We start from the raw sequence: 13,354 nt of genomic DNA on the forward strand, positions 1-13,354 counted from the left end.
GTTCAGCGCAGCACGCCCGGCAGGCCCGGCGCCTGGTTCAACGTGCTGCGGCTGCTGACGTCGAAGCTGCGCTGCTTCTTTTCCTGCGGCGTGGCTGTCACCGAACCTTTCAGGCCATAGGCCAGGGTGCGGTTGCCGGCCAGCGCATCGGCCACCACCAGGCGTGCGGCCGAGCTGGGCACCAGGTCGACCGTGATGACGTCGGCGGAGGTGCCGCCGATGGAGATGCCGGGACGGGCCTGCAGGGTGCCGGCTTCGCTGTCGCCGACGCTCAGCGCCAGGGACACATCGTCGAACGTCATCGGCATCGAGCTGTAGTTCTGCAGGCGCAGCGCCACGGTCCAGTTGCCGTCGGCGCGGACGGTCAGCTGCTGCAGGCTGGCGGCCGGTTCCGAGACGCGCTTGACGATGCCGTCGCTGCAGGCGGCGAGGGCGAGGGTGCACAGGACGATCAAGACGGTACGGAAACGGTGCAACATGGGCGCAAGTCCTCTGAAGGGGGTGCGTTGGCGTAAGCATACTACGGCGTATGGTTCAGTGGATCGCCTGTGGCGACCCGCCGCAGAGGGTAGCGCGTGAAGATGGCGGCCGGACACGCACAGCGCCGGAGCGGGCGCGTTGCGCGCAGCCGCGCGGGGCGGCTCAGTCGGCCGGTGCGTCGCGTATCGGCGCCATCAGGCGCAGCGGCGCCAGGTCGTAGCCCATCGCCTCGGCCTTGGCCTTCAGCTGTTCGAACCGTGCGCGGTCCATCTCCGGCAGGCGCGACAGGATCCACAGATACTTGCGGTCAGGGCCGCCGACCATCGCCCACTGGTAGTCCGGATCCAGCGCCAGCACCCAGTAGTCGGCCCAGACCAGCGGCACCCAGCTCAGCCAGTCGGGGACGAAGCGCACCTGCAACTGGCCGGGATGTCCGGCCACGGGCCGGGCCACGCCTTCAGCCACCACGCGTTCGCCGTCGCCATTGCGGCAGGCATTGGTGACGCTGATGCGGCCATCGCGGCGCAGTGCATAGTGCGCGGTGATGTCGCCAACGCAGCGCTTCTGGAACGACACGGGCAGGTGGGCGATCTCGTGCCACTGGCCGGCATAGCGGTCGATGTCCAGCGCATCGACGGCGCGCACGGGTTCGCTGGCGGTCGCGGACAGCGACGCCAGCAGCAGGCAGGCGAACAGGGCAGGGCGCAGATGCATCGGCAGACTCCGGGCAGGACACTGGAGCGTAGGGGGCGTGCTGCGTGCCGGTGTGAATGTTTCGTCAACCGCCTGCATGGCGCGCCGGAAACAAAAAAAGACCCGCATTTCTGCAGGTCTTCAAGCATGGTGGCCGAGGACGGAATCGAACCGCCGACACGGGGATTTTCAATCCCCTGCTCTACCAACTGAGCTACTCGGCCAGATTGTGCGGCAGACCGCGATCGACAGCGGTGGCCGGAAAAAAAAGACCTGCATTTCTGCAGGCCTTCAAACGTGGTGGCCGAGGACGGAATCGAACCGCCGACACGGGGATTTTCAATCCCCTGCTCTACCAACTGAGCTACTCGGCCACGTGTTTCGTTGCAGCGACGTCGCTGCCAAGGACGCGCATATTACGGAGGTCGGCTGTCTTCGGCAAGCATTTTGGAAAAAAACCTTCACATTGCCGTCTGCGCGGGCGCAAGTGGTTGATCCTGCGTCGTGCCGAGGTGGCGGCGCAGGTCGATGGCGGACGAGGCGGGTGGTCGCGGCGGCGGCGAGGATCGTCGCCTGCAGCGGAAATCAGCGGGCCGCCCGCATCGGCAAACACGCAGGGGCAAGGCATGCGGCCGCGGTTGCATCAGGCAGGCGATGGAACGCTGTTTTCGCCGCCGCACGCGCCGATCGTCGCGGCGTATTGTCGCCCCTCCTGTCCAATGCTGTCCGCAGCAGAGTCCATCCCATGGCTGATCAACCGACCACCACCCGCATCGTGCTCGCCTCGCGGCCGCAGGGTGCGCCGATCGCTGCCAATTTCCGCCTGGAGCAGTCGCCGCTGCCGGCGCCGGCAGCAGGACAGGTGCTGCTGCGCAACCGCTATCTGTCGCTGGATCCGTATATGCGCGGGCGCATGGACGAGGGGCCTTCCTATGCGCCTCCCGTTGCCGTGGGTGCGGTGATGGAAGGGCAGACCGTCGCCGAAGTGCTGCAGTCGAATGCGGCGGGAATCGCGGTGGGCGAGTTGTTCCTGGCGCCGGGTGGATGGCAGACCCATGCGGTGCTGGATGCGCAGGTGCTGGGGCGTCGGCTGGACCCGGCGGGCCTGCCGCTGAGCACGGCACTCGGCGTGTATGGCATGCCGGGATTCACCGCGTATTCCAGCCTGCATGAAATCGCCCGGCTGCAGCCGGGCGAGACGCTGGTGGTCGCCGCTGCGACCGGGCCGGTGGGGGCAACCGTCGCCCAGCTGGCCAAACTGCAGGGCGCCCGCGTGGTCGCTATTGCCGGTGGCGATGGCAAGCGTGCCTACCTGCAATCGCTTGGCGTGGATGTGGCGCTGGACCATCGCGCGGCTGATTTCGCCGCGCAGCTGCGCGCCGCCGTGCCGGACGGCATCGACGTCTACTTCGAGAATGTCGGCGGCCACGTACTCGACGCGGTGCTGCCACTGCTCAACGATTTCGCCCGCATTCCGGTCTGCGGCACCATCGCCACCTACAACGCGCGCGGCGTCGAGCATCCCGGGCCCGATCGCCTGCCGGCATTGTTCAGCCAGATCCTGCGGCAGCGGCTGACGGTTCGCGGCTTCATCGTGCACGACTTCAACCACCTGTGGCCGCAGTTCGAGCGCGAGATGGCGCACTGGCTGCGGGAAGGGCGCATCCAGTACCGCGAGGACGTGGTCGAAGGGCTGCAGAGCGCACCGGATGCCTTCTTCGGGCTGCTGCAGGGGCGCAACTTCGGCAAGCTGGTGGTGAAGCTGGACTGAGCTCTCGCCGGTGTCCGCCGGGCATGGCCCGGCGCTGCCACGGCGCGAGCCGGCCACGGTCGGCATCCACCGGTCCTGATGCGGCGGCATCAGCCGTTGGCGGCTTTCTCCCGGCGCAGCAGTTCGCGCTTGCGGGCCACACCCCAGGCATAGCCGGACAGATCGCCATCGCGGCGCACCACGCGATGGCATGGCACCGCCACCGCCAGTGGATTGCTGGCGCAGGCACGCGCGACCGCGCGGCTGGAACGCGGCGCGCCGATGCGCGCGGCAATGTCGGCATACGATGCGGTCTGCCCCTGGGGAATCTGCTGCAGCGCCTGCCAGACGCGCTGCTGGAAGGCGGTGCCGCGGATGTCCAGTGGCAGTGTCGCGCCACGTGCCGGATCCTCGACCAGGCCGATCACCTGCGCCACCAGCTGCTCGTAGCCGCTGTCGGCGCCGACCAGCTCGGCCTGGCGGAAGCGTTGCTGCAACGACTGCAGCAGCGCTTCCGGATCGTCGCCGAGCAGGATCGCCACCACGCCGATGCTGCTGCTGGCCACCAGTACGCTGCCCAACGAGCTTTCGGCGATGGCGAAATGGATCACCTCACCGCGTCCACCGCTGCGCCATTGCCGGGGCGTCATTCCCAGCAGGCGCGGCGCGTTCTCGTAGAAGCGGCCGCTGGAGCCGAAGCCGGCGTCGTGGAAAGCATCGGTGATGCGCGCCTGCTGTTGCAGTCCTGTGCGCAGCCGATCGGCGCGCAGGGCCGCCGCATACTGCTTCGGGGTCAGTCCGGTGGCCTGCTTGAACAGGCGATGCAGCCGGGTCGGGCTGCAGCCCGCCAGTTCGGCAAGCTCCTGCAGTGAGGGTTCGTCGAGACGGGCCTGCAGGTGGCGGCAGACGCGTTCGACGCGGGCATCGGTGGTTGCGATGGCAGTGTCCATGCGTCGATTCTGGCACGTGCCCCGCTGGCGGAAACTCCGTTTCCTGCACGCGCCGGCAGGGCCTGGAAACGGAGTGTCAACGGGGCAGGGGCGCGACATCGTAGGGTCCACTTCACTGCCTGGACCCCGAACATGCGCCTGCACGACAAGATCGCCCTCATCACCGGTGCCAGCGCCGGCATCGGCCGCGCCTGCGCGCTGCGTTTCGCCGCCGAGGGCGCAAGGCTGGTGCTCAACGCGCGGCAGCCGGAGCCGTTGCAGGCGCTGGCCGATCAGATCCGTGCTGCCGGCGGCGAGGCGGTGGTGCATGCCGCCGATGTCGCCGGGCCGGACACTGCACAGGTGCTGGTCGACCTGGCGCAGCGGGCCTTCGGAGGCCTGGACATCGCGATCAACAATGCCGGGATGCTGGGGCCGGGCGTGCCCGCTGCGGAGTTTCCGGTGGACGCCTGGAGGCAGGTGATGGCCACCAACCTCGATGCAGCCTTCCACGCCGCGCGTGCGCAGTTGCCAGCCCTGCTGGCGCGGGGCGGCGGCTCGCTGGTGTTCGTCGGCACCATCGTCGGCCATACCGTCGGCTTGCCCGGCATGGCCGCCTACGCCTCGAGCAAGGCCGGGCTGATCGGCCTGAGCCAGGTGATCGCCGCCGAGTACGGCGCACGGGGCGTGCGTTGCAACGTGCTGCTGCCCGGCGGCACCGACACCGAGATGGGCCGGCAGGCTGCGCCAGACGAGGATGCGCTGGACTTCGTACGGTCGCTGCATGCGCTCAAGCGCCTGGCCGGGCCGGAAGAGATCGCCAACGCTGCGCTGTTCCTGGCCAGCGATGAAGGCAGCTTCGTGACCGGTAGTGCGATGCGCGTGGACGGCGGGATATCCACCAATCGCACCTGAGGGGACGGCCGGCGGCTGCACATGGCGTTCGCGCCGGACTGACCCGTCCGTTACCCGGCGACCTCTAGCGTGGCTCCAGCGCCGGCCTCCGCCGGCGGCGGAGCCACGCATGAGCAGACACGAAAAGGACACGCCCGATCCACGCCAGGGGGTGCAGGAAAGCCGCCAGGACCGGAAGCAGGACGACGTCGCCAAGCAGCGTCCGGGACAGCGCGACCAGCAGGTACGTGACACCCACTCGCGCAGTCCACGGCGCAAGGATGGTGGGCAGGAGCCTGCCTGACGCGTCATTGCTGCAAGCGCCCTCGGCCCGAGCCAGCGGCTGCCCGATGCTGGGTTTGTCGCCACCGGGCTCGGTCATGCGCAGGTCGCGCGTCTCATCGGCCCGTTAGCCCGGGGCGCGCAACGAAAAAGGCCGGACCCTGGGTGTCAGGAGTTCCGGCCTTTTTCATGCCCTGGTGGGCATGTGGATGGTGGAGCCAAGGAGGATCGAACTCCTGACCTCGTCATTGCGAACGACGCGCTCTCCCAGCTGAGCTATGGCCCCGTAGTGCGCTGTCATTGTATCGCTGGCGGTCGGCCTTGCCAAGCGACGCGCGGCCGTGGCCAGAGGCGACTGTGCCGAGTCCGCCGGCTTTCGTGCGATGCCGTTGCGCGAAACGAAATCGTAACAATTTGGAGGATAATCCCCAGTCTGCGCAGCAGTTCCCCTTCTCGCCGCCCGGCCCGCGCAGGCCGCCCGGACGTCTCCTCAGAGCTTTCGATGCCTTCCCATACCGATTCCCGCCGTCTGTCGGGCATGTCGTCTTCCCTCGTTTCCTTCCGTCGCCATCCGCTCGCGCTGGCCTGTGCAGGCCTGGCGCTGGTCGGCAGCTTCGGCGCCGCGGCGCAGGACAGTGCGCCGACCCCCACCGGGCTGGATACCATCACCGTGACCGCCGAACACCGTGAGCAGAACCTGCAGGAGGTGCCGGTGTCGGTGGGCGTCGTGCAGGGCGAGCGCATGCGCGACTTCACCGCCGGCGGCGACGACACCCTGCTGGCGCTGTCCGGCCGCGTGCCGAGCCTGTATGCGGAAACCACCACCGGTCGCATCTTCCCGCGCTTCTACATCCGCGGGCTGGGCAACATCGATTTCTATCTGGGTGCTTCCCAGCCGGTGTCGATCATCCAGGATGACGTGGTGCTGGAGCACGTGGTGCTCAAGTCCAATCCGGTCTACGACGTGGACCAGGTGGAAGTGCTGCGCGGCCCGCAGGGTTCGCTGTTCGGCCGCAACACCACGGCCGGCATCGTCAAGTTCGACACGCTCAAGCCGACGCAGGACTACACCGGCCGCGTCAGCGCCAGCTACGCCAGTTACAACAGCGTGTCGATCGATGGCGGCTTTGGCGGTCCGATCAACGAAATCGCCTCGTTCCGCGTGTCGGCCCTGTACCAGCATCGCGACGACTATGTCGACAACACCTACAGCGGCCCGAGTGCGGATGGCACCGTCAGCCCGAAGAAGAACGCCATGGGCGGTTTCGATGACCGCAACGTCCGCGCCCAGCTGCTGCTGACGCCGAGCGAGCAGTTCTCGATCCTGGCCTCGGCACACGCGCGCGATTACGAAGGCACCTCGACCCTGTTCCTGCGCGGTGCGCTGACCAAGGGTTCCAACCGCACCGACGTGCCGCGCGACCAGGTCGCCTACGACGAAGCCGACAACAACCCGCAGGCCTACAAGACCTACGGTGGCTCGGTGAAGGCGCGCTATGATTTCGGCGCGATCGACTTCACTTCGATCACCGCGTATGAAACCACCTCCGGTTACAGCCGTGGCGATACCGATGGCGGTGCTGCGGTGAACTATCCGGTCAACGGCGTGCCCAACGGCTACGGCCAGTCGATGGGCCGGATCCGCGACCTGGACCAGTGGACCCAGGAATTCCGTCTGGCCAGCCATGACGACAGCGCGTTGCAGTGGCAGGCCGGCGCGTTCTATTTCAACGGCAGCGACACCACCGACTTCTACCAGCGTGCCTGGTTCCTGCAGGGCGCTGCGCGCAATCTGAACAACTGGGTACGCCTGCGCAACAAGAACACCTCCTGGGCCGGTTTCGGCCAGCTCAGCTACGCCTTCACCGACAGGTTCACGGTCACCGCTGGCCTGCGCCAGACCCGCGACGAGAAGCACACCCGGCTGCTGAAGACCGCCGACACCGCTGCCGGGGTGGTGACCTACAAGGGCCGCACCGACGTCAGGATGTCCGATACCACGCCCAGCTGGGACCTGAGTGCGATGTACCAGATCACGCCGGACGTCAGCGTCTATGCGAAGGTGGCGCGCGGCTTCCGTGGGCCCACCATCCAGGGCCGTTCGGCGGTGTTCAATGCCGACTTCACCACCGCCGACTCGGAGACCATCCTGTCCTGGGAGGCCGGCGTGAAGAGCAGCCTGTGGGACAACCGCCTGCGCCTGAACGCCACCGCGTTCACCTACACCGTCAACGATATCCAGCTCAACGGTAACGATTCGGACGGCAACGGCGTGCTGTTCAACGCAGACAAGGCCAAGGCGTATGGTTTCGAAGCAGATATGGAACTGCGTCCGGTTCCCAACCTGACCCTGAGCGCCGGTGTCAGCCTGCTGCACAGCGAAATCAAGGACAAGCGCGTGTATGCGCAGGTCTGCGGCCTGAATGGCCAGGTGGTGTGCACGGTGGATGATCCGACCATCAAGGTGGGTGCGAACACCTTCGCGCAGATCGACGGCAACCCGTTGCCGAACGCACCGAAGTACAACGTCAACCTGGCCGCACGCTACGATTTCCCGGTCAGCGACGCGGCCACGATGTTCGTGTCCACCGACTGGAACAAGCAGGGCTATACCAGCTTCGTGCTGTATGACAGCAAGGAGTTCAACTCCAAGGGGGACTTCGAGGGCGGCCTGAAGATCGGTTACTCCGGCAACTACGGTGCCTATGAAGTCGCGCTGTTCGCACGCAACATCACCAACGAGAAGAATCTCAAGGGCGTGATCGAGAACTACATGGCCGCGGTGTACAACGAGCCGCGTACCGTGGGTGTGTCGCTGAACATGAACTGGTAATCGAACGGTTGCGGGAAGGGGCGGCCCGGTGATCCTGGCCGCCCCTTTCCGTTGCTGCAGCGGGTTGTCAGCGCACCGGCAACAATGGCTGCAGGCGCGATTCCAGCGCCTGCTGGCGCCATCCGGCCAGCGCCGACGGCCACTGGCGGTGCTCCAGGTAGCTTTCCAGGTGCTTGCGCGAGGCCAGTACGCCGTCCGCCAGGCCCAGCTCGCGGCTGCATTCGGCCACGGCGTCCTGCATTTTCTTCAGCGTCTTCTTGCTGCTGTCGGTGGGCTGGGTGGCCAGCGGCGCGTCCTGCTCATCGGCCAGCGGAGTGTCCAGGGCCTGCCACACGGCGGCTGTCAGCTTGCGCGGCGCCTTCGGGAACGGCTCGAACAGCTTGGCGAGCGCGTCGACATCGGCCGGTGGCGAGCGCGCCAGCAGGGCGGCAAGTTCGTTGTCCAGGATCCAGCTGCGCGGCCGGTCGCTCTGGCGTGCCTGCACATCGCGCCAGCGCAGCAGGCGCAGCAGGCGTCGCTGTGCCTCGGCATCGAGGAACTGGGCCGAGCGCATGGACAGGTGCGGCCAGCGGTCCTCATCGTTGGCGACGCTGGCCAACAGGCGTTCAGCGTCGTCGTGCAGCCACTGCTGGCGTCCCATCGCCTGCAGTCTCGCGTCGATCGCGTCATGCAGCGCGAACAGGTGCTCGACGTCATCGGCGGCATACTGCAGCTGCGACTCGGAGAGCGGGCGGCGCATCCAGTCCGAGCGGGTCTCGCCCTTGGCCAGGGTCACGCCGGTGATCTCCTGCACCAGCTTCTGGTAGCCCATGCCGGCACCGATGCCGGCCAGCGCCGCGCCGATCTGGGTATCGAACAGCGGTCGTGGCAGCACGCCGCAGGTCCATTTGAAGGCCACCAGATCCTCGCTGGCGCTGTGCATCACCTTGATGATCGACGTATCGGTCAGCCAGGGGGCCAGTGCTTCGGGCATGCCGGGAATCAGCGGATCGATCAGCAGGATGTCCTCGCCGACCGCCATCTGCACCAGCGCCAGTTGCGGCCAGAAGGTGCGTTCACGGATGAATTCGGTGTCCAGACCGATGCGGGTGGGACGCTGCTGGTAGTACGCATCCAGCTCGGCGGGGGTGGTGATCCAGATTGCCACGGGTCAGGGCCTGCTACTCGGGTTTGCTCAGGCAGGGGAGAATAGCCTAACGTCGGTCCGCGTCCGTGCCGAAGGAGGCTCTGCTTGCGTTTTCCGCTGTCGTCCGCGCTGTGCGCCAGCCTGGCCCTGGCTCTGGTCGCCTGCACCCCGTCACCGCCGATACCGGCAGGCAAGGCCGGCGAGGGTTCCGGCCAGGCGGCATCGCCGCCGGCGCCGGAGGATCGGCCGGCGGTGCAGGGCAGCGTGACCATCGCCGGTCAGGATGCGGCCGAAGACGTGCAGCAGTGGACGCCGCCCCGTGTCGATCGGGAGGGGCGCAGCCTGGCGCAGCTGCGCAGGGCCGCCGAGCAGGCGTTTGCCCAGGATCGGCTGTACGAGGATGGCGATGCCGCCATCCCGCTGTGGCTGGCGGTGCAGGAGGAGGTGCCTGACGACCGCCAGGCCCGTGCTGGTCTGCAGCGTGCCCGCCAGCGCCTGCTGCAGCAGACCGATGCCTTGCTGGTGCGGCCGCTGCAGCAGCGCGAGGCGCTGGCCGAAGCGGGACGCCAGGCGCTGGTGTTGCTGACCCTGGCCCCTGACGATGAAAAGGTGCGTGCCCTGCAGGCGCGGGTGGAGATCGCGCAACGCGTGGTGGCCTACAACCGGGCCGGCGAGGAGGACCTGCGCGCGGACCGGATCGGCGAGGACGGTGACGGCGCGATCGGCAGTTTCCGCGAGGCGTTGGCGCTTGACGAGGGCAACCGCCGCGCACGCCAGGGCCTTGCTGCGGCGGAGAGCGGCCTGATCCGGCGTGCCGAGGAGGCCGCCCGCCGCCGTGACTTCGCCAGTGCCGGCACCTGGCTGGCCGAAGCCAGCAAGGTCCGTGATTCCTCTCCGACCATCGCCGACGCCTTCGAGCGCATCGAGCAGATCCGGGCCAACACCCTGGCGCAGCTGCGCGACGAGGGCCTGCGCGACCTGGCGACGCCGCAGGGCCTGAAACCTGCGCGCGAGAAGCTGGCCGAAGCACTGCGCATCGCGCTGCCCGGCGACGCGGTCGTGGCGCAGCTGCGCGAGCGCATCGATCTGGCAACCCATTACGGCAGCTTCCGTCCCGGCCAGGTGTTCAGCGACGCGATGCGCGATGGCGGGCGTGGCCCGCAGATGGTGGTGGTGCCGCATGGCGGCTTCCAGATGGGCGCAGGGGATGCCGAGCCCGGCGCCACCGATGCCGAGCGCCCTTCGCATTACGTGCGGTTTGACCGCGGTTTCGCGATGGCCATCACCGAGGTGACCGTCAGCGATTTCGAGCGCTACGTCAAAGCCACCAATGCCCGCCCACGCGCGACCCGTCGCGGTCATTCGGTGGTCTATGACGAGCGCAGCGGCAACTTCATCCGCCGCAGCGGTGTCGACTGGCGCTCGGATTACGACGGCGCGCGCGCGCTGGGCAACGCGCCTGTGATGCATGTGAGCGTGCGCGACGCGGAAAACTATGCCGCGTGGCTGTCCGAGCAGACCGGCTACAGCTACCGGCTGCCCAGCGAGGCCGAGTTCGAGTATGCGCTGCGCGCCGGCAGCAGCGGCCGTTATCCCTGGGGGGATACAGGCACGCCCCCGCCGGGCAGCGGCAACTTCACCGGCAGCAAGGATGTCTCGCCGTCTGGCCGGCATTGGCACAACGCGTTCATCGGCTATGGCGATGGCTGGTGGGGCCCGGCGCCGGTGGCGAACTTCCGGGCCAACGCGTTCGGCCTGCACGACATGGCCGGCAATCTCAGCGAATGGGTGGCCGACTGCTGGCATTCCAGCTACCGGCGTGCGCCCTCCGACGGCGTGGCCTGGTTCAACCCGGGTTGCCGGGCGCGGGTGATCCGCGGAGGCAACTGGGCGAACTCTCCCGAGCAGACCCGGGCGGCCTGGCGGCAGTCGCAGGACTCGGACACCACCAACGCCCGCATCGGGTTCCGCCTGGTACGCGGCATCTGAGCGGCCGGCTTCACCCGGCGCGGGCTCCGGCACACTAAGATTGCGCCGTGCCCGCCGGCCGGCGGGGCCAGCCGGAAGACCACCGCATGCGCAACGACCCATTTTCCCGCTCGCCGCAGGGCCCGCAGCGGCGTGGCCTGTTCGGCAACATCCGCTGGTGGGTACTGCTGCTGGCGGCGGGTTACGCGGCCTTTTACTGGTTTTCGAACCGGACGGTCGATCCCTATACCGGCGAGAAGGTCATGATCGACAGCAGCCTGGATGCCCAGCAGGAAACCGCGCTGGGCCTGCAGGCCTACCAGCAGATCCTGGCGCAGGAGCGGCCACTGGACCCGAACGCGCAGATCTCGCGTGACGTGCGTGCGATTGCCGAGCGGTTGATCGCCAAGGTCGATGTGGTGGAGACCGCATTGGCGCGGGAGCATGGCGTGGAGCCGGCCCATTTCGCGCGCAGCTTCCAGTGGGAGGTGAACGTGATCCCCTCCGAGCAGGCCAACGCCTTCTGCCTGCCGGGCGGGAAGATGGCGGTCTATACCGGTCTGGTGCCGGTGGCGCGGACCAAGGATGCGATGGCGGTGGTGATGGGGCATGAGATCGCCCATGCGCTGCTGCGCCATGGAGCGCAGCGCATGGCACAGCAGAAGCTGACCCAGATCGGGCAGATGGCCGGGGCTGCCAGTGGCATGGATGCGCAGCAGCAGCAGATGGTGATGTCGGCGATGGGTTATGGCTATCTGCTGCCCTACGCACGCAGCCACGAGACCCAGGCCGATGAGGTGGGGCTGATGCTGGCTGCGGCTGCCTGTTTCGATCCGCGCGAAGCGGTGCCGCTGTGGCAGCGGATGGGCCAGGCCAGTGGTGGTCAGTCGCCGCCGGAGTTTGCCTCCACCCATCCCAACCCGGGAACCCGGATCCAGAATCTGCAGGCCCTGATGCCGAAGGCGCTGGAGTACCGGAAGCAGTTCTGCGAGGCGGCCAGGTAGGAAGGCGCACGCCGGGCTGCGCCTTGGCCCCCGCTTATCTGACCGAGGTGACCTGCACGTCGATGACGCCGTCGCCCACGCGTGCCTGCAGTGCGTCGCCGGGCTGGACCTGTTCAACCTGTCGTACCAGTGCACCATCATCGGCACGGGTCACGATGCTGTAACCGCGTGCCACCGTGGCCAATGGACTGACCGCTTCCAGGGACCGGGCCAGGCCGCGCAGGCGCAGCGCATCGCGTTGCAGCAGCCGCTGCATCGCTGCATGGGGGCGTCCGCGCAGGGCCGACAGGCGACGCTGCATCGCGTCCAGCTGGCGCTGCGGATGATGGCCACGCAGCACCGCGGCGGCATGGCGCAGGCGCGCGGCACGGCGCTCCTGCTGCTGGTTGAAGGCCGCGTACAGGCGCCGGCCCAGCTCCAGCTGACGGCGCCGCAACAGGTCCAGCCGGGCCTGCGGGCTCTGCGCATTCAATCGCAACAGGGCACGGTCGGCGCGCTGCATGGCCTGTCCTACGGCATGGCGCTGCAGCTGTACCAGCCGCGCGGCATTGCGGCGCAGGCGCAGGGCCAGGTCACGCTGGTCGGGGACCAGCAGCTCGGCCGCCACCGAAGGTGTCGGCGCGCGCAGGTCGGCGGCAAAATCACTCAGGCTGAAGTCGGTCTCGTGGCCGACGGCCGACACGACCGGCGTATCGCTGGCGGCGATCGCGCGCGCCAGCGCTTCGTCGTTGAACGCCCATAGATCTTCCAGTGAACCGCCGCCGCGGGTCAGCAGGATCACGTCGTAGCGACCACTGGCATCGGCTGCCTGCAGCAGGCGGGTGATCTGCGCGGCGGCGCTGGAGCCCTGCACCAGGGTCGGCAGCAGGTCCACCTCCAGCAGCGGGAAACGACGGCCCAGTACGCTCAGCACATCGCGCACGGCGGCGCCGGTCGGCGAGGTGATCACCGCCAGCCGCCGCACATGCGCGGGCAGCGCCCGCTTGCGTGCAGGATCGAACAGGCCTTCGGCGTCCAAGCGCGCCTTCAGCTCCTCGAACGCCCGCCGCAGCGCGCCTTCACCGGCTTCCTCCATGTGGTCGAGCACCATCTGGTACTCGCCGCGTGCGTCGTACAGGGTCACCCGGCCACGCACCAGCACGCGCATGCCCTCGCGCGGTACGAACTTCAGGTACTGCGCCTTCATCCGGAACATCGCCGCACGCAGCTGTGCCCGTGCGTCCTTCAGGGTGAAGTACAGGTGCCCGGACGCAGGGCGGGCCACGCTGCCCAGTTCGGCTTCGACCCAGATCGCCGGGAAGCTGCCTTCCAGCAGATCGCGTGCCAGCGTGTTGAGCTGGCTGGGAGTGAGAATGTCGTTGTTGCGTGGCTGCATGGGTACGGCGCGCTGCGGGT

Annotated in this window: 11 protein-coding genes and 3 tRNA genes; 6 read left to right on the forward strand and 8 right to left on the reverse strand. The window is 68.0% G+C overall.

Going from position 1 to position 13,354, the window contains the following annotated elements; translation table 11 throughout:
* Positions 1-2 precede the first annotated feature (2 nt).
* The 4 genes from ACVOJ1_RS00955 to ACVOJ1_RS00970 form a co-directional block, all read right to left on the reverse strand.
* Entirely contained in the window at positions 3-479 is a 477-nt protein-coding gene (locus ACVOJ1_RS00955; protein WP_065181910.1) for an LEA/WHy family protein, read from the reverse strand.
* Positions 480-642: 163 nt separating this feature from the next.
* Positions 643-1,194 (reverse strand): lipocalin family protein, encoded by a 552-nt coding sequence (locus ACVOJ1_RS00960; RefSeq protein ID WP_053518705.1) that lies wholly within the window; start codon positions 1,192-1,194, stop codon positions 643-645.
* A 127-nt stretch (positions 1,195-1,321) separates the two neighbouring features.
* Positions 1,322-1,397, reverse strand: a tRNA-Phe gene (locus tag ACVOJ1_RS00965).
* Between the two features lie 74 nt (positions 1,398-1,471).
* A tRNA-Phe gene (locus ACVOJ1_RS00970) sits at positions 1,472-1,547 on the reverse strand.
* 371 nt (positions 1,548-1,918) lie between these two features.
* On the opposite strand from ACVOJ1_RS00970, the gene ACVOJ1_RS00975 reads away from it, so the two are divergent.
* Positions 1,919-2,944, forward strand: a complete 1,026-nt coding sequence (locus tag ACVOJ1_RS00975; RefSeq protein ID WP_180875534.1) for an NADP-dependent oxidoreductase — start codon at positions 1,919-1,921, stop codon at positions 2,942-2,944.
* 89 nt (positions 2,945-3,033) lie between these two features.
* On the opposite strand, the gene ACVOJ1_RS00980 is transcribed toward ACVOJ1_RS00975, so the two are convergent.
* Positions 3,034-3,873 (reverse strand): bifunctional transcriptional activator/DNA repair enzyme AdaA, encoded by an 840-nt coding sequence (locus tag ACVOJ1_RS00980; protein ID WP_180875535.1) that lies wholly within the window; start codon positions 3,871-3,873, stop codon positions 3,034-3,036.
* A 132-nt stretch (positions 3,874-4,005) separates the two neighbouring features.
* Between ACVOJ1_RS00980 and ACVOJ1_RS00985 the strand changes: the two genes are divergently transcribed.
* Both ACVOJ1_RS00985 and ACVOJ1_RS00990 read left to right on the forward strand, forming a co-directional pair.
* Positions 4,006-4,767, forward strand: coding sequence for an SDR family oxidoreductase (locus ACVOJ1_RS00985; protein WP_346479897.1), 762 nt, complete (start codon positions 4,006-4,008; stop codon positions 4,765-4,767).
* Between the two features lie 109 nt (positions 4,768-4,876).
* Complete coding sequence (locus ACVOJ1_RS00990) at positions 4,877-5,050, forward strand: hypothetical protein (protein WP_164972374.1); 174 nt, start codon at positions 4,877-4,879, stop codon at positions 5,048-5,050.
* A gap of 188 nt (positions 5,051-5,238) precedes the next feature.
* Here the strand turns inward: ACVOJ1_RS00990 and ACVOJ1_RS00995 are convergent.
* Positions 5,239-5,314: transfer RNA gene (locus ACVOJ1_RS00995), tRNA-Ala, on the reverse strand.
* A 252-nt stretch (positions 5,315-5,566) separates the two neighbouring features.
* Between ACVOJ1_RS00995 and ACVOJ1_RS01000 the strand changes: the two genes are divergently transcribed.
* Positions 5,567-7,861 (forward strand): TonB-dependent receptor, encoded by a 2,295-nt coding sequence (locus ACVOJ1_RS01000; RefSeq protein ID WP_346479935.1) that lies wholly within the window; start codon positions 5,567-5,569, stop codon positions 7,859-7,861.
* A 67-nt stretch (positions 7,862-7,928) separates the two neighbouring features.
* Here the strand turns inward: ACVOJ1_RS01000 and rnd are convergent, their stop codons facing one another.
* A complete protein-coding gene (rnd, locus tag ACVOJ1_RS01005) occupies positions 7,929-9,008 on the reverse strand; it encodes a ribonuclease D (protein WP_053520336.1) in 1,080 nt (359 codons plus the stop codon).
* An 84-nt stretch (positions 9,009-9,092) separates the two neighbouring features.
* Between rnd and ACVOJ1_RS01010 the strand changes: the two genes are divergently transcribed.
* Positions 9,093-10,976, forward strand: a complete 1,884-nt coding sequence (locus tag ACVOJ1_RS01010; protein WP_279942241.1) for a formylglycine-generating enzyme family protein — start codon at positions 9,093-9,095, stop codon at positions 10,974-10,976.
* 86 nt (positions 10,977-11,062) lie between these two features.
* On the forward strand, positions 11,063-11,959 hold the full coding sequence (locus ACVOJ1_RS01015; RefSeq protein ID WP_053520218.1) for a M48 family metallopeptidase: 897 nt from the start codon (positions 11,063-11,065) through the stop codon (positions 11,957-11,959).
* 34 nt (positions 11,960-11,993) lie between these two features.
* On the opposite strand, the gene xseA is transcribed toward ACVOJ1_RS01015, so the two are convergent.
* On the reverse strand, positions 11,994-13,334 hold the full coding sequence (gene xseA / locus ACVOJ1_RS01020) for an exodeoxyribonuclease VII large subunit (protein WP_346479898.1): 1,341 nt from the start codon (positions 13,332-13,334) through the stop codon (positions 11,994-11,996).
* Positions 13,335-13,354 lie beyond the last annotated feature (20 nt).

It is taken from the genome of Stenotrophomonas sp. STEN225, assembly GCF_056756445.1.